Annotated in this window: 19 protein-coding genes and 1 pseudogene; 6 read left to right on the top strand and 14 right to left on the bottom strand. The window is 65.0% G+C overall.

Annotated elements, in window-relative coordinates; all coding sequences use genetic code 11:
- Positions 1–67: 67 nt before the first annotated feature.
- Together ACK4S9_RS19180 and ACK4S9_RS19175 are read left to right on the top strand one after the other, a co-directional pair.
- Positions 68–739, top strand: a complete 672-nt coding sequence (locus tag ACK4S9_RS19180) for a cupin domain-containing protein (protein ID WP_409728933.1) — start codon at positions 68–70, stop codon at positions 737–739.
- The gene (locus tag ACK4S9_RS19175) at positions 736–1,521 is read left to right on the top strand and encodes a flavin monoamine oxidase family protein (RefSeq protein WP_409728931.1); all 786 of its coding nucleotides are present in this window, start codon (positions 736–738) and stop codon (positions 1,519–1,521) included. Before ACK4S9_RS19180 ends, ACK4S9_RS19175 begins: the two co-directional genes overlap by 4 nt.
- On the opposite strand, the gene ACK4S9_RS19170 is transcribed toward ACK4S9_RS19175, so the two are convergent.
- Positions 1,487–2,731 (bottom strand): DUF819 domain-containing protein, encoded by a 1,245-nt coding sequence (locus tag ACK4S9_RS19170; protein ID WP_409728930.1) that lies wholly within the window; start codon positions 2,729–2,731, stop codon positions 1,487–1,489. The genes ACK4S9_RS19175 and ACK4S9_RS19170 overlap by 35 nt on opposite strands.
- A 243-nt stretch (positions 2,732–2,974) precedes the next feature.
- Here ACK4S9_RS19170 and ACK4S9_RS19165 point away from each other — a divergent pair, with 243 nt between their 5' ends.
- Positions 2,975–3,826, top strand: a complete 852-nt coding sequence (locus ACK4S9_RS19165; protein ID WP_409728928.1) for a transposase — start codon at positions 2,975–2,977, stop codon at positions 3,824–3,826.
- 52 nt (positions 3,827–3,878) lie between these two features.
- On the opposite strand, the gene ACK4S9_RS19160 is transcribed toward ACK4S9_RS19165, so the two are convergent.
- From ACK4S9_RS19160 to ubiE, 13 genes are all read right to left on the bottom strand, one after another.
- The gene (locus ACK4S9_RS19160) at positions 3,879–4,262 is read right to left on the bottom strand and encodes an RNA-binding S4 domain-containing protein (RefSeq protein ID WP_281912544.1); all 384 of its coding nucleotides are present in this window, start codon (positions 4,260–4,262) and stop codon (positions 3,879–3,881) included.
- Between the two features lie 20 nt (positions 4,263–4,282).
- Entirely contained in the window at positions 4,283–5,443 is a 1,161-nt protein-coding gene (gene clsB / locus ACK4S9_RS19155) for a cardiolipin synthase ClsB (RefSeq protein ID WP_409728926.1), read from the bottom strand.
- A 3-nt stretch (positions 5,444–5,446) separates the two neighbouring features.
- A complete protein-coding gene (locus ACK4S9_RS19150) occupies positions 5,447–6,274 on the bottom strand; it encodes an endonuclease/exonuclease/phosphatase family protein (protein ID WP_409728924.1) in 828 nt (275 codons plus the stop codon).
- Between the two features lie 94 nt (positions 6,275–6,368).
- On the bottom strand, positions 6,369–6,569 hold the full coding sequence (locus ACK4S9_RS19145) for a hypothetical protein (RefSeq protein WP_409728923.1): 201 nt from the start codon (positions 6,567–6,569) through the stop codon (positions 6,369–6,371).
- 365 nt (positions 6,570–6,934) lie between these two features.
- Entirely contained in the window at positions 6,935–7,393 is a 459-nt protein-coding gene (gene nudB, locus ACK4S9_RS19140; RefSeq protein ID WP_409728921.1) for a dihydroneopterin triphosphate diphosphatase, read from the bottom strand.
- A gap of 99 nt (positions 7,394–7,492) precedes the next feature.
- Positions 7,493–9,295: an aspartate--tRNA ligase gene (aspS, locus tag ACK4S9_RS19135; RefSeq protein ID WP_409728919.1), complete on the bottom strand. Its 1,803-nt coding sequence runs from the start codon at positions 9,293–9,295 to the stop codon at positions 7,493–7,495.
- A 70-nt stretch (positions 9,296–9,365) separates the two neighbouring features.
- The gene (locus ACK4S9_RS19130; RefSeq protein ID WP_409728917.1) at positions 9,366–9,953 is read right to left on the bottom strand and encodes a DUF502 domain-containing protein; all 588 of its coding nucleotides are present in this window, start codon (positions 9,951–9,953) and stop codon (positions 9,366–9,368) included.
- A gap of 58 nt (positions 9,954–10,011) precedes the next feature.
- A complete protein-coding gene (locus ACK4S9_RS19125; RefSeq protein ID WP_409728916.1) occupies positions 10,012–10,311 on the bottom strand; it encodes an FmdB family zinc ribbon protein in 300 nt (99 codons plus the stop codon).
- Positions 10,312–10,726: 415 nt separating this feature from the next.
- Positions 10,727–11,335, bottom strand: a complete 609-nt coding sequence (locus ACK4S9_RS19120) for a methyltransferase (protein ID WP_409728914.1) — start codon at positions 11,333–11,335, stop codon at positions 10,727–10,729.
- The gene (gene ubiB, locus ACK4S9_RS19115; protein ID WP_409728912.1) at positions 11,325–12,905 is read right to left on the bottom strand and encodes a ubiquinone biosynthesis regulatory protein kinase UbiB; all 1,581 of its coding nucleotides are present in this window, start codon (positions 12,903–12,905) and stop codon (positions 11,325–11,327) included. The genes ACK4S9_RS19120 and ubiB overlap by 11 nt, the downstream gene beginning before the upstream one ends.
- Positions 12,902–13,537 carry an SCP2 domain-containing protein gene (locus ACK4S9_RS19110; protein WP_409728910.1) on the bottom strand — a complete coding sequence of 212 codons (636 nt, stop codon included), beginning with the start codon at positions 13,535–13,537 and terminating at the stop codon, positions 12,902–12,904. Before ACK4S9_RS19110 ends, ubiB begins: the two co-directional genes overlap by 4 nt.
- Before the next feature lie 122 nt (positions 13,538–13,659).
- Positions 13,660–14,652: a Tim44 domain-containing protein gene (locus ACK4S9_RS19105; protein ID WP_409728908.1), complete on the bottom strand. Its 993-nt coding sequence runs from the start codon at positions 14,650–14,652 to the stop codon at positions 13,660–13,662.
- 10 nt (positions 14,653–14,662) lie between these two features.
- Positions 14,663–15,397 (bottom strand): bifunctional demethylmenaquinone methyltransferase/2-methoxy-6-polyprenyl-1,4-benzoquinol methylase UbiE, encoded by a 735-nt coding sequence (ubiE, locus tag ACK4S9_RS19100; protein ID WP_409728907.1) that lies wholly within the window; start codon positions 15,395–15,397, stop codon positions 14,663–14,665.
- Positions 15,398–15,547: 150 nt separating this feature from the next.
- Between ubiE and ACK4S9_RS19095 the strand changes: the two genes are divergently transcribed.
- The 3 genes and pseudogenes from ACK4S9_RS19095 to ACK4S9_RS19085 all read left to right on the top strand — a co-directional run.
- Entirely contained in the window at positions 15,548–17,776 is a 2,229-nt protein-coding gene (locus tag ACK4S9_RS19095) for a response regulator (protein ID WP_409728905.1), read from the top strand.
- A gap of 224 nt (positions 17,777–18,000) precedes the next feature.
- Positions 18,001–19,335: a sigma 54-interacting transcriptional regulator gene (locus ACK4S9_RS19090; protein ID WP_409728903.1), complete on the top strand. Its 1,335-nt coding sequence runs from the start codon at positions 18,001–18,003 to the stop codon at positions 19,333–19,335.
- Positions 19,336–19,680: 345 nt separating this feature from the next.
- A pseudogene (locus tag ACK4S9_RS19085) lies at positions 19,681–20,509 on the top strand (hypothetical protein); the annotation flags it as partial.

Genomic DNA, 20,509 nt, shown 5'->3' with positions numbered 1-20,509 from the left:
AAGGCGGCCACCTTCGGCAAGGCAGCCCGCTACAATGGGCGCCCTCCCCTCCCACCCGGAGAACCCCATGCTCGTCAACGCAGATTTTTCGCTTCCCGTCGTCGTCACGCCCGCCCGGTACCGATGGACCTCGTCGCCGCAGGGCGGCGTCGAGCGCGTCATGCTGGACCGGATCGGCGCCGAACAGGCCCGCGCCACCAGCATCGTGCGCTACGCTCCGGACTCGTCCTTCCCCGCACACGCGCATCCGGACGGCGAAGAGATCCTGGTCCTGTCGGGGGTATTCTCGGACGAGAGCGGCGACTTCCCGGCGGGCTGGTATCTGCGCAGCCCCTCCGGCTCGTCGCACCAGCCCTTCAGCCGCGAGGGCGCGCTCATCTTCGTGAAGCTGCGCCAGATGGCGCCGGATGACGACTCCCGCCTGCGGATCGACACGCGCGACCCGGCCAACTGGGAGCAGCACGGCCAGGGCGCGCGCTGCCCGCTGTTCTCGAACGCGCACGAACAGGTCTGCCTGCAGCGGTTCGCGCCCGGACAGGCGCTTTCCGGCGCCTGGGAAGGCGGCGCCGAACTGCTGGTCCTCGAAGGCGAGCTCCTCGCAGGCGGACAGCGCTGCGAGCGCGGCAGCTGGATGCGGCTGCCGGCCGGCACCCGGCCGCAATTGGTGGCGGGCGAGGCCGGCGTATGCTTCTATCTCAAGACCGGCCACCTGGCCCGCCTGGCGAAAGGGACGCAGTGAACACGCACGGCGCGCGCATCGCCATCGTCGGCGGCGGCCTGAGCGGCCTGTATGCCGCCTACCGGCTCGAGCAGGAAGGCTGCGGCGACTATGTCCTGCTGGAGGCGCGCGACACCCTCGGCGGCCGCATCCTCTCGACCGGGGGTGTCGACCTGGGCCCGACCTGGTTCTGGCCCGAACTCCAGCCCGGACTGGACAGGCTGGTGCATGCGCTGGGACTGGAACGCTTCGCACAGCATGAGGAAGGCGACATGATGGGCGAGCGCTCGCGGAGCGAGCCGCCCTTCCGGATGCGTGGCTATGTGAATTCGCCGGCCTCGATGCGCCTGGCCGGCGGGATGGCGGCGCTGACCGACGCCCTGAGGGCAGGCGTCGATGCGTCGAGGATCATTACCGGGCAGGCGGTGCGGCGCCTGCGCCGGCACGCCGCGCACGTGGAACTGGACTGCGTGGACGCCGGGGCTGGCCTGACGACCCGGCAGGCCGCGCACGTGCTGCTGGCGGCGCCGCCAAGGCTGCTTGCCGGCGGCATCGCCTTTGAACCGGCCCTGCCGGACGCCCTGGCGCGCCAGTGGCATGCAACGCCGACCTGGATGGCGCCGCATGCGAAGTACCTGGCCGTCTACGGCAGGCCCTTCTGGCGCGAGCAGGGTTTGTCCGGCGCGGCGCGCAGCGCCGTGGGCCCGTTTCCGGGTTACCTCGCCGGCGCGATCGACGCCGTGGACCGCGGCCTGCGGAAGCTGTCTCTCAAGTCGCCAACGCCCGCAGCATCAGCCCGGTGATATACGCACAATAGGTGCCGAGCGCATAGCCGAGCACCGCCAGCAGCACGCCGACCGGGGCCAGCGCCGGATGGAAGGCGGTGGCGACCACCGGAGCCGAAGCGGCGCCGCCGACGTTGGCCTGCGAGCCGACCGCCATGAAGAACAGCGGCGCGCGGATCAGCTTGGCCACCAGCAGCAGCAGGCCGCCGTGCACGCCGATCCAGATCAGGCCCAACACGAACAGCCATGGACGGTCGAGCAGTGCGTTCAGGTCCATCTGCATGCCGATGGTGGCCACCAGGAAGTACAGCATGGCCGAGCCGAGGGTCGAGGCGCCGGCGCCCTCCAGGCTGCGCGCCTTGGTAAAACTGAGCAGCATGCCGAAGGTGGTGGCGAACACCACGATCCAGAAGAAGGACGACGTCAGGCTGTAGTCCTGCAGCCTCCACTCTTGCGGCAGGCTGGCGACCCAGCCCACGGTCGGGCCGGTCAGCGCATGCGACAGGCCGGTGACGCCCAGGCCCACGGCCAGGATCACCATCACGTCGGTCAGGGTCGGCATGCGCGCATGCTCGGCCTGGTAGGTTTCGATGCGCGTCTTGAGGGCGTTGATGGCGGAGAGGTCGGCGCCGGTCCAGCGGTCGAAGGCCTGGGCACGCCCGGCCAGGAACAGCACCACCGCCATCCAGACGTTTGCCACCAGCACGTCGACGGCGACGAACTGACCGAACAGGGTAGCGTCCACCTCGAACACTTCCTTCATGGCGGCCTGGTTGGCGCCGCCGCCGATCCAGGCGCCGGTGATCGTGGTCATGCCGCGCCAGGTCTCGCCGACCACCGTCTCCGGATGGATGACGCGCATGGCCTCGAAAGACACGATGGCGCCCAGCATGATGCCGACGGTGCCGGTCAGGAACATGATGATCGCTTTCGGGCCGAGCCGCACGATGGCGCCGAAGTCGATCGCGATGCAGAGCAGTACCAGCGCGCTGGGCAGCAGGTAGTCGCGCGCCACCGGGTACAGCTTCGACAGGCTGCCATCGATGACGCCGAGGGTGTTCAGGATGGCCGGCACCAGGTAGCACAGCAGAAGGGCCGGCACGTAGGTATAAAACTTCTTCCAGAAGCCATCGGTCCGCGAGGAGGACCAGAAGACGAAACCGAGGATCGTTGCGAGGATGCCGAGCACGACGGCATCGTTGGTGACGAGAGGGACAGCAGTCTGCATGGGAAAGAAACGAAGAGGTTGGCGGAGACCGCCAAGCCGCTTCGCGCGTCTTTACGCCTCAGCGATCCTTGCGGCCGGGAAATCGCATTCTACATTCCCTACCGCAAAGAAGGCCAATATCCGCCGCACATAAATGGGGGTCAGGTCTGACATTTGGACACGAGCTCAAGCGTTTGCCCGCCATCCGGCCCACCGCTGCGCCATCGCAGCGCCGGACATTGCGTATCCAGTAAGGTGCTCGGCATGACACGACCTCTCCGACTCGAATTCGCCCATGCGCTTTACCACGTCACGGCGCGGGGCAACCGGCACAAGCCGATTTATCATCAGGACGCCGATCGCCATCTTTGGCTGGACGTGCTGGCGCACGTATGCGAACGCCACAATTTCGTTGTCCACGCTTTCTGCCAGATGACGAATCACTATCACTTGCTGGTGGAGACGGTGGAGGCGAATCTCTCGCGAGGGATGCGCCAACTCAATGGACTCTATTCGCAGCACATCAACCGGCGCCATGAACTCGCCGGGCACCTGTTCCAGGGGCGGTATCACGCCGTCCTGGTGCAGAAAGAGACCCATCTGCTGGAACTCAGCCGATATATCGTGCTGAATCCTTTGCGTGCGGCGATGGTGTCCTCACCGGACGAATGGCAATGGAGCAGCCATCATTTCCTCACCGGTAGCAAACCCGCACCCACATGGTTCCAGCGCGATTGGCTGCTCAGCCAGTTCGGCCAGGCGCCTGCAGCCGCCATCTCCGCTTATCGGGCATTCGTGCTGGCGGGCGTCGGCAAAGCGAGCCCGCTTGTCGCCGTGCGTCATCGGGTTCTTCTGGGGGACGACGACTTCGTCTCGACGCACCAGCGATTGCAGTTGGCAGAAGCCCTCGTCGAAGCGCCACGGACCGAGCGCCGGGCGGTCGCGCTGTCATTGAGCGAATATCAGGCCAGCTACGCCAACCGTGATGAGGCAATGGCGCGCGCCTACCGCTCGACGGCTTTCACGATGCCGCAGATTGCCTGCGCCTTCGGCGTGTCGACCAAGACCGTCAGCCGGGCGGTCGCTGCCTTCGAACAACTGGGGCTGCAGGACTGAGGGATCTTCCACAGCAGAGGCCGTGTCCAAATGTCAGACCTGACCCCCGGTGTTATTCTTCGCCGACGCGCGTCATGGCGCGGCGGTCGCGCTTGGTCGGCCGGCCCTTGATGTCGGCGCTCGGTTCGGGGAACAGGCGGCGCGCCGTCTTGTCGTTCTCGCGCTTGGCGATGCTCTCGTCGGTTTCGAAATAGAGCGTGCGCGCGACCGGCGCCGGGCCGCGCGTGCCCGAGATCGCGGCCACGATCACTTCCCAGCGGTCGGAGCCGTTGTCGATGAAGATCTTGTCGTTGACCTTGACGTTGCGCGCCGGTTTCACGGGTTCGCCGCCGATGCGCACGCGGCCGCGGTCGACCGCGTCGGCCGCCAGCGAGCGCGTCTTGAAGAAGCGCGCCGCCCACAGCCATTTGTCGATGCGTACGTTGTTGTCTTCCATGGTGTTCCTTTTGCTTGCGTTCAGGCATAGCCGATCGCGAAGATCCGCATGACCAGTTTATACGCCATATACGCCAAACCATAGCTCGCACGCCGGATCCAGCCGATGTGGGCGAAGTCCTCGGCGCGGACCGGCACGCCGTCGGCGATGCCGCGTTCGATGTGCTCGCGCATGGTGGCGGCGAAGCGCTCGTCCAGCACCACCACGTTGGCTTCCTGGTTCAGGAACAGCGACAGGCCGTCGCAGTTGCTCGAGCCGACCGTGGCCCAGTCGCCGTCGACCACCGCGACCTTGGCGTGCAACTGGGTCTTGCGGTACTCGACCACCCGCACGCCATCGGCCAGCAGCTTCGGATAGAAGGAGCGGGCCACCATGTCCTGGATGCGGAACTCCCCTACCCCGATCAGCAAGGTGACCTGCACGCCGCGCCGCGCGGCATGGGCCAGCGCCTTGCGGAACTTGCGGCCCGGCGCGAAATACGGCGTGGCCAGCAGCACGCTGTCCTTGGCGCGGCCCAGCGCCTGCAGGTAGGCGCGCTGGATCGTGGAACGGTTGCGCAGGTTGTCGCGCACCACAAAGGCGGCGCGCGCCGGATGCTCGCAGGACTGCGGCGGATCCTTGCGCATTTCCTTGAACAGCTCGATGCGCTGCCGGATTCGCAAGCGTCCCGCGCGCAGCCACTGCCCCTGGGCTTCGTCGTGGATCTGGGCCACCAGCGGCCCCGTTACCTGCACCGTGAAGTCCCAGCGCGGGGCCGGCAGCCGGTGCTTGTCGGCGTGGTCGCACCGCCAGTCGTCGTTGACGTTGATGCCGCCCACGAAGGCGACCTCGCGGTCGATGACGGCGATCTTGCGGTGCGAGCGCGCGATGCCGCGCTTGCACCAGGGGTTGAAGACGCGGTACTGCACGCCCGTCTCGGCGAATGCCACGCCCAGGCGCGTGCATGGGCGGTGTTCGGTACCGATCCAGTCCACCAGCACGCGCACCTTGACGCCGCGCTGCGAAGCGCGAATCAGGGCGTCGCGCACGGTCCCGGCGGTGTCGTCCTCGGCGAAGATATAGGTCTCGAAAAAGACCTCGTACTGCGCCGCATCGAGCGCCGCGATCAGCGCCGGGAAATAAGCGGTGCCGCTTTCCAGGAGGGTGACGTCGTTGTTGTCTACGAAGCTGACGTGGCGCATGGCCTACGAGAGCTGCAGTTCCGCCACGATCGGCGCATGGTCGGACAGCTTGGCCCACAGCGGACCGTGCATCACCCGGGCGTTGTCCACCTTGAAGCCGCGCACGTAGATGCGGTCGAGGCGGAACCAGGGCAGCATGGCCGGAAAGGTGCGCGCCGGGGCCAGGCGCGGCTGGCGGCGCGGCGGCGGCTGGCGGCCGGCCCAGCCGCGCACCATGTCGCCCAGCGGCGACTTCGGCCCCAGCTCGTCGAACACCTCCTTCACGCCGAGCGCATTGCGCAGGCGGTCGCTGAGGGTGTTGCGCCAGTCGTTGAAGTCGCCGGCGATGATCACCGGTTCGCCGTCGGACGAACCCTTGACGTGCTCGATCAGGGCGTCGGTCTGGCGGCTGCGGCTGCCTTCGAACAGGCCCAGGTGCACCACGTAGCAATGGACCTTGCCGGCTTGCGTGTTCAGCACGCAGTGCAGGATGCCGCGCTGCTCGTAGGCGTGGTCGGACACGTCGTGGTTGTGCGAATTCTCGATCGGGAAGGCGCTCAGCAGCGCATTGCCATGGTGGCCGTGGTCGTACACGGCGTTCATGCCGTAGGCGCTGTGGTGCTTCTCGTTCTTGAAATAATCGTATTGCGCCGTCTCGGGCCAGTGCCGGTGCGCCAGGTCTTCCCTGCCGTAGCGCGCCTGGAAGCGGTCATGCCGTCCCTGCACCTCCTGGAGGAAGACGACGTCGGCGTTGAATTCTGCGATTGCTTTCTTGAGGGCGATCACCCGGGGCGTACTACGCAATGACGAGACGCCCTTGTGAATGTTGTAGGTAGCCACACGAATTTTCATGGGAACATTCTAACCGCATCGGGTGCTTGTCCTTGTGGAACGAGCCCAATTGTGCGCTGCCGGGTGATCTGGTCGCGGGGCCAGCCCGCCGTGTTCAGACAAATGCCATCTGGCCGGAGACGGCCTCGTGGCCGCTCACCATCATCCGGCGCGGGCGCGCGGACGTTCGTGCCACTTCGTCGTTCGACAGCAGAGGTCCGGACAACCTCAGGCCGGACAACAGGTCGATCTGGATGCAGCCGTTGCCGATACTGATCTCTTTTACCTTATCGTCGTTCTTCAGTTCGAGGTCCATGTTTTCTCCCTGTAGATCTATCTAGTTAGAGTTGCGTCGCGAAAATTGTTACAAGCGACCTCAGCGACGATATGCTAGAGATTGACGACTGTCAAACGACGAATCTATCGTGCGCATAGGAAATTAGCTAATTTCCTTCGGTAAACTAATTACCAAAATCATCTCGGATAACTCAGCAATATCTGCAAAAACAACAGTTTATGAGATGAACTTGACATCAAATGCACGGTAATGAATAAGAATTTGTCAAGGAAGCGAATAACCGTTCACAAAAAAAAATTTGGCCATTGTTGTGGTACGACGACAGTTTATTTTCCATCAGGAATTGTTAATAAATCCATGCATGGCGGATATTCCGCAAAAAATTACTCTGCAGCAAGGATATGACGCGGCAACTGCAGTATGGCTTCGGCGTTCGAGGAGGAAAAGCAGCGGTCGGCGGCCTCGAGATAAGGCAGCCAGGCATATTGCGTGTGCTCGCGCGGGCTCAGGATCACGGGGACGTCGCGCGGCACGCAGATCGAGAACACGTGCTCGGTATTGTGGGTGACGCCGGGGGCGTAGCGGTGGCGCCAGACGGGGTAGATTTCGTAGACGTTGGAAAGCTGCCAGTCGTGCAGGCGGATTTGCCGGCCGTCAGCCACGATGCCGGTTTCCTCGAACAGCTCGCGGGTAGCAGTCTGGATCAGCGGTTCGTCGTGGGCGTCGAGCGAGCCGGTGACGGATTGCCAGAAACCCGGGCGGTCGGCGCGTTCGATCAGCAACACCTCCAGATTCGAGGTATGGATGACGACCAGGACCGATTCGGGGATTTTGTGGGGCATGAGGGCTAGAAAAACAAACGCGGGCAAGGCCGATGTATTGGCCAGGCCCGCGTGAGTTGGACGCGCGGTCGGCAAAGCCGACCACCCTACAGAAAGCGCTTAGGCAACCTTCGGTTCGTTACGCAGGCGGATGTGCAGCTCTTTCAGTTGCTTCTCGTCGACTTCCGACGGCGCGTTGGTCAAGAGGTCTTGCGCGCGCTGGGTCTTCGGGAAGGCGATCACGTCGCGGATCGACTCGGAGCCGGTCATCAGGGTGATGAGGCGGTCCAGGCCGAAGGCCAGGCCACCGTGCGGCGGCGCGCCGTACTGCAGGGCGTCGAGCAGGAAGCCGAACTTCAGCTGGGCTTCCTCGGCGTCGATCTTCAGGGCGCGGAACACCTTGCTCTGCACGTCTTCGCGGTGGATACGGATCGAGCCGCCGCCCAGCTCCCAGCCGTTCAGGACCATGTCGTAGGCCTTGGCGACGCAGGCGCCCGGGTTGGTCTCGAGCATGTCTTCGTGGCCGTCCTTCGGTGCGGTGAACGGGTGGTGGGTGGCGTTCCAGCGGTCGCCGTCTTCGTCGTACTCGAACATCGGGAAGTCGATCACCCACAGCGGGGCCCAGACGTCGTCGAACAGGCCGGCCTTCTTGCCGAATTCCGAGTGGCCGATCTTCACGCGCAGCGCGCCCATGGCGTCGTTGACGACCTTGGCTTTATCGGCACCGAAGAAGATCAGGTCGCCGTCCTCGGCGCCGGTCAGGGCCAGGACCTGGGCCAGGATGTCGTCCGAGATGTTCTTGACGATCGGCGACTGCAGGCCGTCACGGCCCTTGGCCTTCTCGTTGACCTTGATGTAGGCCAGGCCCTTGGCGCCGTAGATGGCGACGAACTGGGTGTAGGCGTCGATTTCCGAACGCGGCATCGATGCGCCCTGCGGCACGCGCAGGCCGACCACGCGGCCGCCGGCCATGTTGGCGGCGCCGTTGAACACCTTGAACTCGACCGACTTCATCAGCTCGGTCAGTTCGGTGAACTGCAGTTTCACGCGCATGTCCGGCTTGTCCGAACCGTAGGAGCCCATGGCGGTGGCGAAATCCATCACCGGGAACGGGTTCGGCAGGTCGATGCCGGCGGCGTTCTTGAAGACGACGCGCATCATGTCTTCGAACAGGTCACGGATTTCCTGCTCGGTCAGGAACGAGGTTTCGCAGTCGATCTGGGTGAATTCCGGCTGGCGGTCGGCGCGCAGGTCTTCGTCGCGGAAGCACTTGGTGATCTGGTAGTAGCGGTCGAAGTTGGCGACCATCAGCAGCTGCTTGAACAGCTGCGGCGACTGCGGCAGCGCAAAGAAGTTGCCCGGGTTGACGCGCGAGGGCACCAGGTAGTCGCGTGCGCCTTCCGGGGTCGACTTGGTCAGCATCGGGGTCTCGATGTCGATGAAGCCCAGGTTGTCCAGGTACTTGCGCACTTCCATCGACACCTTGTAGCGCAGGCGCAGGTTGTGCTGCATCTGCTGGCGGCGCAGGTCGAGCACGCGGTGGGTCAGGCGGGTGGTTTCCGACAGGTTGTCGTCGTCCAGCTGGAAAGGCACCGGCACCGAGGCGTTCAGCACTTCGAGCTTGGTGGTGTTGATCTCGATCTTGCCCGACTTCAGGTTGGCGTTGGCAGTGCCCTCCAGGCGGTTCACCACGGTGCCGGTGATGCGCAGGCAGTACTCGTTGCGCACGTGTTCCGCGGCCTTGAACACCTCGGCGTTATCCGGGTGGCAGACCACCTGCACCAGGCCTTCGCGGTCGCGCAGGTCGATGAAGATCACGCCGCCGTGGTCGCGGCGACGGTGCACCCAGCCGCACAGGCTGACGGTTTGGCCCAGCAGTTCCTCGGTGACGAGGCCGCAGTAGTGAGTACGCATGGAGGTCATGGTTTTCGTTCCAGGTTGGTTGGTTCGTTAGAGGCTCGCGCCCTGTTCTTTGCTTGCTGCGTTTTCTTGTTCAATCCGGAGCGACGACGCCCATCGAGACGATGTGCTTCAGGGCCGCATCCACGGACATGTTCAGTTCCACGACCTTGCTGCGTTCCATCATCAGGAAGAAGCCCGAGGTCGGGTTAGGGGTGGTCGGCACGTACACGCTCACGTAGTCGCCCACCAGGTGGTTCTTCACGTCGCCACCGGGCACGCCGGTCAGGAAGGCGATGGTATAGGATTCCGCATGCGGGTACGGGATCAGCACCGGCGTGCGGAACGCGTTGCCCGAGGACGAGAACAGCGTGTCCGACACCTGCTTGACGCTGCCGTACAGCGAACTGACCACCGGAATGCGCTTCATGACGCGGTCGCCCAAGCGTACGATGTAGCGGCCCACCAGATTATTGGTCAGCAGCCCGGTGAGGAAGACGATGGCGAGCGTCAGGACCGCGCCGAAGCCGGGCATGTCCATGCCGAACAGTTTGCGCGGCTGCCAGTCTTCCGGCACGAACAGCAGCGACTGGTCCAGGGTGCTGATGATGGCACTCAGGACCCAGGCGGTGATCACCAGGGGCACCAGCACCAGCAGGCCGGTCAGGAAATATTTGCGCATCGAATTCTCTTGTTCTTGTTCGGGCTGCGGCCCCGAAAGGCCGCTTTGCTCACTTGCTTCAGGTACTGCTCTTGTCGGCGGCGGCAGGCGCCGGCGTGCTGGCCGTGCTGCTTGCACCGTCGGATGCGGCCGCCGGGGCGGCAGCACCGCTCGACGTTCCGGTGGCGGGTGGGGTGCCGCCACGGAAATCGGTCACATACCAACCCGTGCCCTTGAGCTGGAAGCCGGCAGCGGTCACCTGTTTTTTGAAGGCTTCCTTGCTGCAAGACGGGCAGACCGTCAGCACTGGGTCAGAAATTTTTTGCAGTACATCTTTGGTAAAACCGCATTCATCGCAGCGGTAGGCGTAAATCGGCATCTGATACTCCGCAAAAATCTTCAAAACCCTGAATTATAAAGCTTTTACGGGAGGCTTTGCCTGTTTCGGCCGCAGCAGCCGGGTCCAGGCCGTTCCGCGTGGCGCTGCAGGTGTTGTTTTTCGTCATCGTGATGCGCTGTTTCGTTTGCTCAACAACAGGCCCGGGTGATTAAATAGCATCTTTCTTAAGAACATGATGGCAACAGGCAAGCACTGCTGCCCACCGTTAAGAAGAAACAGAAGATTGTGCGCGGTGCTGCACCGCCGCTGGTCCGTAAAAGAACGCTGTACTTGGAAGCCCGCTGATGCGGGCTTTTCTTTTATACGGCGGGGTCAGGTCTGACATTTGGACACGGGCTGAGCAATGCAATGCTTGAGTTCGTGTCTGAATGTCAGACCTGACCCCCGGTTTGGTTTAGCGGCGTTGCCAGAGCATCCAGCGTTCCTTGCCGGCGAAGATGGGAAGCGAATCGGACACCGGCGCATCCTCGACCAGCTCGAAGCAAGGCGCCAGCAGCGCCGCGAGCCCGGCCCTGTCGATGCCGAAAGGCGGACCTTTTACCGTTTGGTCAAAAAAGAAGAAGCCGCCCAACCGGCCGCCCGGCGCCAGCAGCGCAGCCCAGCGCGCCGCCACTTGCGGCCGCATGGCGGGCGGCAAGGCGCACAGGAAGGCGCATTCGTAGATGAAATCCGGCGCTTGCCGCGGCTGCCAGGCAAAGAAATCCGCCTCCACCACACGATCTGCCCACTGCCCGGCCAGCGCCTTGCCGCGCGCCACCGCTTGCGGCGCGAAGTCGATGGCCGTGGCGTCCCAGCCGGCCGCGCTCAGGAACGCCAGTTCGTAGGCACTGCCGCAGCCGGGAATCAGGGTGGACAGTGGCGCCGGGCTGCGCGCCACGAAATCGCGCAGGGCTTGGGGCACGCCGCCGCGGTCCCAGGGTGTGAAGGATGTGGCGAAGCGCTCGTCCCAGAACGCCGGGCTGAGCGGATCGCGGCTGGCGAAGTTCGGCGGGTCAGCCGCCATGCAGCACGACGTAGCCGGCCGCCAGGCTACCCACCAGCACCACCACGGCGCCCAGGAAAGCCAGCAGGCGGTTGGTACGGCGCTGCTCGACCAGCAGGGCCGCCATCAGGTCGGCGTTGCCGACCGGGTGCCCGTGCTGCGTCGCCATGCCCGAGTGGGCGTGGCGCTCCAGGGTCTGGTGCAGCAGGCGCGGCAGTTGCGGGAAGATGTGGGCGTAGCGCGGCGCTTCGGCGCGCAGGCGCTCGACCATGCCCTGCCAGCCGACCTGCTCGCTCATCCAGCGTTCCAGGTAAGGCTTGGCGGTCTTCCACAGGTCGAGCTCGGGGTCGAGCTGGCGGCCCAGGCCTTCGATGTTGAGCAGGGTCTTCTGCAGCAGCACCAGTTGCGGCTGCACCTCGACGTTGAAGCGGCGCGAGGTCTGGAACAGGCGCAGCAGGATCTGGCCGAAGGAAATGTCTTTCAGCGGACGGTCGAAGATCGGTTCGCAGCAGGCGCGCACCGCCGATTCGAGCTCGTCGACCCGGGTGTCGCGCGGCGCCCAGCCCGATTCGATGTGGGCCTCGGCCACGCGCTTGTAGTCGCGCCGGAAGAAGGCCAGGAAGTTCTGCGACAGGTAATCCTTGTCGAAATCGTTCAGGGTGCCGACGATGCCGAAGTCGAGGGCGATGTAGCGGCCGAAGGTCTCCTTCTCGATCGACACCAGGATGTTCCCAGGGTGCATGTCGGCATGGAAGAAGCCGTCACGGAACACCTGGGTGAAGAAGATTTCCACGCCATCGCTCGACAGCTTCTTGAGGTCCACGCCTTCGGCCGCCAGGCGGTCGATCTGCGACACCGGGATGCCGCGCATGCGCTCCATCACGATCACGCTGCTCGAGCAGTAGTCCCAGTACATTTCCGGCACCATCAGCAAGTTCGAGCCGGCGAAATTGCGGCGCAACTGGCTGGCGTTGGCGGCCTCGCGCATCAGGTCGAGCTCGTCGTGCAGGTACTTGTCGAACTCGGCGACGACTTCGCGCGGCTTGAGGCGGCGGCTTTCGGCCCACACCTTCTCGATCAGGCTGGCGGCCATGTCCATCAGCGCCAGGTCTTCGTCGATGGTCTTGCGCATGCCGGGACGCAGCACCTTCACCGCCACCTCGGTGCCGTTCTTCAGGGTCGCGAAGTGCACCTGTGCAATCGAGGCCGAGGCCACCGGCACCCGGTCGAAGCTGCCGAACAGCTGGTCGGGGTGGGCGCCGAGCGCCTCGGTAATCTGGGCGATCGCCAGGTCGCTATCGAAAGGCGGCACCCGGTCCTGCAGCAGCGACAGCTCGTCGGCAATGTCCTGCGGCATCAGGTCGCGCCGGGTCGACAGCACCTGGCCGAACTTGATGAAGATCGGCCCCAGCTCTTCGAGCGCCTGGCGCAGGCGGATGGCGCGCGGCGAGGTGATGCGGCGCCAGAAGAACACGGTGCTCATGAAGCGCGCGGTGCGTGGAGCATGCAGGCTCGTGACCGCGATTTCGTCGAGACCGTACTTGGTCGCGACGGCGAGGATTTTCAGCAGGCGCAGGAATTTCAATATCATCGGTTATCCGGACTCAATATCACACGCGGGCGGCCCGCGTCAGGGGCTTGCGCCTGCGCCAGGCGCTGCTCCAGTTTTGCAATGCGCTTGGCGGTGCGCTCGACGTCGTCGCGCAGGCGCACCACGTCGGCGGCGAATTCGTTCACGGCCGTCGGGCGCACCAGGACCGGCCGCTCTTCCACCAGGAATTCGGCCACGTTCTCGGCCAGACGGCGGCCGGCGCCCAGCACCCCGGAGGCCGCGCCGCGCGCGCCCTGCACCAGGCCGCGCGCGCCGAGCGGACCGACGATGCGCTCCAGGTCGTATTCGGCATCCCAGCGCAGGCCTTTCGACAGCGAAGAGATGGTGTTGGCAAACTCGGCGTCCCCTTCGATTTTCACATAGGAAAAAGCGCGGTCGCGGTTCTGGGCGATCATCGGTAGATCGCTCAGCTTGACGCGGATGGTCACGTTCGCCGGCCCCTCGGCCTTGCCCGGCTCGAGCATGCCATCGCGCGCCACGCGCAGGCGCAGCTGGAGGTGGCCCGTGTCGATGCAGGCTTCCTTGCCGGCGTGCCGGACGAGCGATTCGCGCGCCCAGGCTTCCTGGGCCAGCAGGTGGTTGATCGTGGCAACGGCAGGCGTCGCCAGCATGGAAGAACTCGGGATCATTGGCAGCACACGTTATAAAAAAACCGCCCGGGTTGAGCGGGCGGTTTCGATCTTACCAGTTTGCCGGGCGCAAACCCGGCAGCACGAAGATTAACTGAAAAATATTATGCCACCTGCTGGATTCCCGCCAGCACCCAGCCGCTCTGGCCCGACAATGGCTTGGCCATGTTCCACACTTCCACGAAGGGCTCGGCCGGCGCGTTCGGGGCGGTACGGATCATGCCGTTGAACTGCACGCTGGCCAGGTAGTCGGTGGCGGTGGTCTCGATGCCCAGCAGTTGGCCGTCGATCGTCACCACGTCGGTGAAATCGGTGGCGCCATTGCGCTCCTGGATCTGCATCTTCAGCTCGGCGAACACTTCCGGCGAGGTGAACTCGCGCAGGTCGTTGACGTCGCCACGGTCCCAGGCGGCCTGCATGCGGATGAAGGAGGCTTTCGCGTGGCGCAGGAAGGCGTCCTGGTCGAAGTCGGCCGGCACGCCCCACTGCTGGTGCGCCGCAGGCGCTGCCGCATCAGGCTTGCCCAGCGAGACGCCGCCGAACTGGCTCTGGCTCTGGAAACCCGCGGGCTGGCGCAGGCCGGAACCGATTTCCGGGGTCGCGACCGCACCGGCAGCCGGGTTCGGCGAAGCGCCGGCCGGCACCGGATTGGTGTAGCCGCCGCCGAAGGCCGGGTTGGCCGGGGTATCCTTGCGGCGGAACATGCGCACGATGAACAGCACGGCCAGGGCCAAGAGGCCGATCATGAGGATCGCCGAGATCGCGCTCGCCAGTGCGCCGCCGATGCCGAAATGCGACAGCAGCGCGCCCAGGCCGAGGCCCAGCAGGGCGCCGCCGAGGATGCCCTTCCACATGCTCGGGCGCTTGGCCTGGGCGGCAGCGGCGGCGCCGGCGGCGCCGGCGGCCGCAGGCGCCGCGGCAGGCGCGCGCTGCGGCTGCATGCCAGGGGTGGGCGCCGGGGCCGGGGCCTGCATCTGCTTCACGGGCTGCGACTGGCGGCCGATCGAGCGCTTGCCGCCCATCGGGCGGGCGGTCGCTTCCGCGATCATCGAGACCGCGGTGATCGCCAGAACCATGGTTGCCACGAATTTTTTCATCTTTGTATCCTTACAGTTTGATACCGGTGTGTAATGCGGCCACACCACCCGTCAGGTTGTGATACTGGACCCGCTCCAGTCCCGCATCGAGCATCATGGACTTCAGGGTTTCCTGGTCCGGATGCATGCGGATTGATTCTGCCAGGTAACGGTAGCTCTCGGCATCGCCGGCGATCTTCTGGCCCAACCACGGTAGCACCGAGAACGAATACAGGTCGTACGGCTTCTGCAGCGGCGCGATGACTTTCGAGAATTCCAGCACCAGCAACTTGCCACCCGGCTTGAGCACGCGGCGCATTTCCGCCAGCGCCTGGTCCTTGTGCGTCATGTTGCGCAAGCCGAAGGCCACGCTGACCCGGTCGAAATAATTGTCCGGGAAGGGCAGCTTCTCTGCGTCACACAGCAAAGTTGGGGTCACCAGGCCCTTATTCAATAGTCTATCCCGGCCCACGCGCAGCATCGATTCGTTGATGTCGGTGAGCCAGACCTCGCCGGTGCGGCCCGCCTGCCTGGCGAAAGCCTTGGCCAGGTCGCCGGTGCCGCCGGCGATGTCGAGCACCTTGAAGCCCGGACGCACGCCCGCCTGCGCGATCGTGAACATCTTCCAGGCCCGGTGCAGGCCGGCCGACATCAGGTCGTTCATGACGTCGTATTTCGATGCGACCGAATGGAAGACCTTGGCGACTTCCTGGACCTTCTGGTCCTCGGGAACGGTCTTGTAGCCGAAGTGGGTGGTATTGGTCATATGTGCCTGCGGTTTAGGGTTGCCAACATTATACAAGCTGACTGCGCCGGCGCCCTCTGGCGGACCGCGCACGGCTCGGTGGCTTTCCTGACAACATTGTAGCTCTTGTATAATCATCAAATTGCTTGCATTGCGGCTTCCAGTCATCCCATGCGTATCCGCAGCCGTCTCCTGATCCTGGTCCTGGCCATCCTGGTGCCGTCCTTCATCGCAGCCGCGCTGGCGGTCAGCTACGTCTATCGGGAAGAGCAGAAATCGCAGGTGCAGAGCGTGAGCGAGGCTACCCGCGCTTTTGCCCTGATGGTCGACAACGAGTTGCAGGCGCGCACCGCGGTCCTGCGCACCCTGGCCGTCGCTCCTTCCCTGCACCGCGGCGACCTGCGCGAATTCTACGAGCACGCGCGCGGCATGGCGCCGGCATGGGACACCGTGATCGTGCTGGCCGACCTGGATGGGAAGCAGCTGATCAACACGCGCAAGCCTTTCGGCGCGGCGCTGCCGACGCGGCGCTCGTCCAACGTCGGCGAACTGATGCAGCGTGGCGGCCCCGCGGCGACCTATGTGTCCGATATTTTCATGGCGCCGATCGGCAAGATCTACGACTACAGCGTGCAGGTGCCGGTGATGGTGGACGGCGCCGTGCGCTACCACCTGCTGCTGGGCGTCAGCGTGACCAGCCTGCAAACGCTGATGGAGCGCCAGCATTTCCGTGCCGAATGGATTGCCACCATCGTCGACCGCAAGGGCGTGGTGCTGGCCCGTTCGCGCACGCCCCAGGAATTCATCGGCAAGCCGGTAAGCGCCTACAGCCGCGAACTGCTGGCCCGGACGCACGAAGGGGTGTACGACAGCCGCACGCTCGACCGGATCCCGGTGCGCGCCTTCTTCAGCACGGTGCCGATGTCGGACTGGAAGGTGCTGGTCAGCATCCCGGTGAGCGAGATCCGGCGCGTGCCGCTGCAGGCGGCGGCGATGCTGGCCGGACTCATGGCGGCGCTGCTGGCGGCCGGCGTGCTGGCGGCGCGCTGGCTGGCGCGGCGCGCAATCGGACCGATCGAGCACCTCGGGCTGGCCGCCGACGAACTCGGCCAGGGCAAGGAACCGGGCTACCGGCCGCAAGGCATCGTCGAGATCGACAACGTGGCGCGGCGCATGCTCGACGCCGGGCGCCAGATCCACCAGGCGCAGCAGGAACTCGAGCGGCGCGTGGCCGAAGCCGTCGCGGCCACCGAGCGCGCGCAGGGCGCCCTGCTCAAGTCGCAGAAGCTGGAAGCCCTGGGCCGCCTGACCGGCGGCATCGCCCACGAATTCAACAACCTGCTGCAAACGCTGAGCACGGCGCTGCAGCTGGCCGAACTCAAGAACACGGACGACAAGGTGGGCGGCCTGCTCCAGACCTGCAAGAAAACCGTGCAGCGCGCTGCCGCCCTCACCGGCCAGCTCGGCTCGTTCGGCAGGATCCAGGAAGCGCGCCAGGAAACGGTGGATGCATGCGAGCAACTGCGCAGCGCGCGCCAGCTGATGAGCGGCGCCCTGCGTCCGGACATCGACCTGCAGATCGACTGCGACGAGCCGGCCTGGCCGGTGAAGGTCGAGCCCTTGCAGTTCGACCTGGCGCTGCTGAACCTGGCCGTGAATGCGCGCGACGCCATGCCGCGCGGCGGCGTGCTGCGCATCGAGGCACGCAACATCCGCCTCGCCCGGCACGCCGGCGAATCGGCCCTCGCCGCCCTGGCGCCGGGCGACTACGTGCGCGTGACGGTCAGCGACACCGGCAGCGGCATGACGCCCGAGGTGATGGCACGCGCGCTCGACCCCTTCTATACCACCAAGAGCCAGGGCCAGGGCACCGGGCTCGGCCTCCCGCAGGCCTATGCCTTCGCACTGCAGTCGCAAGGCCTGTTGCTGCTCGACAGCGAACCCGGCAGGGGAACCCGGGTGGACATCTGGCTGCCGCGCGCCGAACAGGCGGCGCAGCCGCCGGCCCCTGCGCCGACGGAGGCGCCGCTGCCGCGCGGGCGCGGCGCCGTGCTGTTCGTCGAAGACGACCCGCTGGTGCGCGAGGCCGTCACGCACGCGCTCGAGGAAGCCGGTTTCGAGGTGCTGGTGGCGCACGACGGCGACCAGGCCGTGGCCCTGCTCGAGGGCGGCGCCCGCCCCGCCGTGGTGTTCTCCGACATTGTCATGCCGGGCAGCGTGAACGGCATCGACCTGGCCGCCATCGTACGCCGGCGCACCCCCGGCTTGCCGGTGGTGCTGGCCACCGGCTACACCGAACGCCAAGCCGCGATTCCGGGGGTGCAGGTGCTCGCCAAACCCTATGCGATCGAGCGCCTGGTCGCCCTGCTGGCGAGCGCCGCCGCCGACAGCACAGCCTGAAGTAAATACTGTAAAGCATTGATTCCTGTAGGAATTTTTGCGATGCGGATTACCAACTCAACAATATTCGTGCGCCGAAAAGTGGCCGCTTCTGGTTAAATGACAGTCAACGCGGTGTCGGACGAATCCGGCATTTCCTGTCCGATGTTTTTACCTTAGCTTCGGGCATCCGGCCGACATCGTCGCCTGCATTACCAGTAATAACGAATAAGAACGAGGTTAATGTGTCGGTCAAACGACTCTTATGCATCACCAACGAGGGGAATGCGGGCGTGCGTTCCGTCTGCGGCGACTTGCGGGGCTGGGATGTGTGCACGGTCGACAGCATCGCGGCCGCGCGCAAGGTACTGGCACAGCAGCACTACCCGGTCGGACTGCTGCTCGACGGCGACGGTAGCCTCGAACACGACGACACCGAACGCTTCCTGCAGCAACACCACCACATCCGCTGGATCGGCGTGTTCGGTCCCGACCTGCTGCACCGGCCGCAGCTGCGCCAGGCCATCGCCACCCACTTGTGCGATTTCCATACCCGGCCGGTCGACACCGTGCGCCTGCACCATTCGCTCGGCCACGCGCACGGCATGGCCATGCTCGCCAAATCCACGCCGCCGCACAAGCGCGCTTCCAGCGCCCGCCGCATCGACGGCAACTCGGTCGCCATCCGGCGCCTGCGCGCCCACATCGACAAGATCGCCGCCGTCGATGCGCCGGTGCTGATCTCGGGCGAAAGCGGCAGCGGCAAGGAACTGGCGGCGCAGGAAATCCACGCGCAGTCGCCGCGCGCCGGCGGCCCGTTCATCGCCATCAACTGCGCCGCGATTCCGCCCTCGCTGATCCACTCCGAGCTGTTCGGCTACGAGCGTGGCGCCTTCACCGGCGCGGCCAAGGACAAGCCGGGCCTGATCGAGGCGGCATCCGGCGGCAGCATCTTCCTGGACGAGATCGGCGACCTGCCGCTCGACCTGCAGGCCAGCCTGCTGCGCTTCCTGCAGGAACGCAGCATCTACCGGGTCGGCGGCACCCGCACGGTAGCGGTCGATGCGCGCGTGATCACCGCCACCCACGTCGACCTGCCCAAGGCGGTGGCCGCGGGGCGCTTCCGCGAAGACCTGTACTACCGCCTCAGCGTGTTCCCGATCCGGGTACCGCCGCTGCGCGAGCGCAAGGAAGACCTGCCCCTGCTCACCGAGATCATTTTTAACAAATTTGCCGATGAGAAGAGCCCACAGCTCAAGGGTGTCAGCAAGCAAGCCCTGCGCGCCATGGCCCAGCACGATTGGCCGGGCAATATTCGCGAGCTGATCAACCGCATGCGGCGCGCCATGGTGCTGGCCGAGCACCGCCTCATCATGCCGGAAGACCTCGAACTGGCGCCGCAGGACGACGCCATCATCCTGCGTAACGACCTCGACCATTCGCGCGGCAGCGCGGAACGCACCGCCATCTGGAACAGCCTGGCCAAGTGCGGCAACAACATCAGCCAGGCGGCGCGCGAGCTCGGTGTCTCGCGCATGACGCTGTACCGCCTGATGGCCAAGCACTCGATCGCGCCCTGATCACGCCTGTCCAGGCGCTCTTCCCCTTCTCGTTTTCCTACGTATTAGAAGAAAGCGCAGCCTCCGCGCTTGCTTCCGCACGCCTCTGCGCGCTGTTACAGGCTGATACAGTCTGGTGACAATCGCGTGACAACTGTCACAGCTTTGAGACAGCTTTTTTCAAAGTTATTGAACTGCCTCATCAATTCAGTCCTACAAGCTTGCTCAGCATAAAAATCATCAGATTAATCAAAGACTTGCGAGCGTTTAGCAAGCTGGCACGCTAACTGCTAATAGGAAGATGGACCGGTGGCATGGAACGCCGGGCATTTCAACTTTTCAGTGACACACATAGGGGAGTAACAGATGAAGCGCACTATTCTGGCGATCGCGATCGCTTCGGCATTTGGTCTGGCCCACGCACAAGACGGCAACACCACCGTCGACCGCGTCCGCGGCGATAACACCCAAACCACCAGCATCGACCGTTCGAACAACAGCACGAACACGACCGACAACACCAACAACAGCACCCGTACCAACACCACGACCAACACCTCGACCAATACCGACAACAGCGACCGTTCGAATAACAGCGACAACTCGGACAACAGCACCCGCACGAACACGACCACGAACACCAGCACCACCGACCGGTCGGACAACAGCGACCGCTCGAACAACAGCGACAACTCGGACAACAGCACCCGCACGAACACGACCACGACCAGCACCGACGCGTCGGACAACAGCGACCGTTCGAACAACAGCACCAACACGAACACCACCAACACCAACAACTCGCGCGACGCCTCGGGCCAGAACCGCAGCACCGGCAACGCTTCCGCTTCGGCTGCCGGCGCCGCCGCCGCCAACAACGGCGGCAACGCGACCTCGAGCATGAGCAACTCCTACAACACCTCGAGCGCCAATTCGATCAGCAACCTGACTGGTGACGTCAGCGGCAACCGTATCAACAACATCGGCAACGTCGCCAACAACAGCGGCGACGCCAGCGGCGCAGCCGGCAGCGGCGCAGCCGGTGGCGTGGCCACCGGCGGTGAGGCAAACGGTGCTGCCGGTGCAGCCGGCGGCGCAGCCGGTAGCGCCAACGGCGCATCGGCCGGCGCGGGCGGCCAGGGCATCAGCGGCGCGGCCTCGAGCGGCGCGGCCTCGGTCGTCGCGCGCTGCAGCA

It is taken from the genome of Massilia sp. (assembly GCF_046293535.1).
Lineage (GTDB): Bacteria > Pseudomonadota > Gammaproteobacteria > Burkholderiales > Burkholderiaceae_D > Telluria.
This window is presented reverse-complemented; position numbering and strand designations above follow the sequence as displayed.

Excerpts from the sequence above, each read along its gene's own strand:
- ACK4S9_RS19180 (WP_409728933.1), top strand. The coding sequence starts at position 68 with ATGCTCGTCAACGCAGATTTTTCGCTTCCCGTCGTCGTCACGCCCGCC.
- ACK4S9_RS19170 (WP_409728930.1), bottom strand. The coding sequence starts at position 2,731 with ATGCAGACTGCTGTCCCTCTCGTCACCAACGATGCCGTCGTGCTCGGC.
- ACK4S9_RS19165 (WP_409728928.1), top strand. The coding sequence starts at position 2,975 with ATGACACGACCTCTCCGACTCGAATTCGCCCATGCGCTTTACCACGTC.
- ACK4S9_RS19160 (WP_281912544.1), bottom strand. The coding sequence starts at position 4,262 with ATGGAAGACAACAACGTACGCATCGACAAATGGCTGTGGGCGGCGCGC.
- clsB (WP_409728926.1), bottom strand. The coding sequence starts at position 5,443 with ATGCGCCACGTCAGCTTCGTAGACAACAACGACGTCACCCTCCTGGAA.
- ACK4S9_RS19150 (WP_409728924.1), bottom strand. The coding sequence starts at position 6,274 with ATGAAAATTCGTGTGGCTACCTACAACATTCACAAGGGCGTCTCGTCA.
- ACK4S9_RS19145 (WP_409728923.1), bottom strand. The coding sequence starts at position 6,569 with ATGGACCTCGAACTGAAGAACGACGATAAGGTAAAAGAGATCAGTATC.
- nudB (WP_409728921.1), bottom strand. The coding sequence starts at position 7,393 with ATGCCCCACAAAATCCCCGAATCGGTCCTGGTCGTCATCCATACCTCG.
- aspS (WP_409728919.1), bottom strand. The coding sequence starts at position 9,295 with ATGACCTCCATGCGTACTCACTACTGCGGCCTCGTCACCGAGGAACTG.
- ACK4S9_RS19130 (WP_409728917.1), bottom strand. The coding sequence starts at position 9,953 with ATGCGCAAATATTTCCTGACCGGCCTGCTGGTGCTGGTGCCCCTGGTG.
- ACK4S9_RS19125 (WP_409728916.1), bottom strand. The coding sequence starts at position 10,311 with ATGCCGATTTACGCCTACCGCTGCGATGAATGCGGTTTTACCAAAGAT.
- ACK4S9_RS19120 (WP_409728914.1), bottom strand. The coding sequence starts at position 11,335 with ATGGCGGCTGACCCGCCGAACTTCGCCAGCCGCGATCCGCTCAGCCCG.
- ubiB (WP_409728912.1), bottom strand. The coding sequence starts at position 12,905 with ATGATATTGAAATTCCTGCGCCTGCTGAAAATCCTCGCCGTCGCGACC.
- ACK4S9_RS19110 (WP_409728910.1), bottom strand. The coding sequence starts at position 13,537 with ATGCTGGCGACGCCTGCCGTTGCCACGATCAACCACCTGCTGGCCCAG.
- ACK4S9_RS19105 (WP_409728908.1), bottom strand. The coding sequence starts at position 14,652 with ATGAAAAAATTCGTGGCAACCATGGTTCTGGCGATCACCGCGGTCTCG.
- ubiE (WP_409728907.1), bottom strand. The coding sequence starts at position 15,397 with ATGACCAATACCACCCACTTCGGCTACAAGACCGTTCCCGAGGACCAG.
- ACK4S9_RS19095 (WP_409728905.1), top strand. The coding sequence starts at position 15,548 with ATGCGTATCCGCAGCCGTCTCCTGATCCTGGTCCTGGCCATCCTGGTG.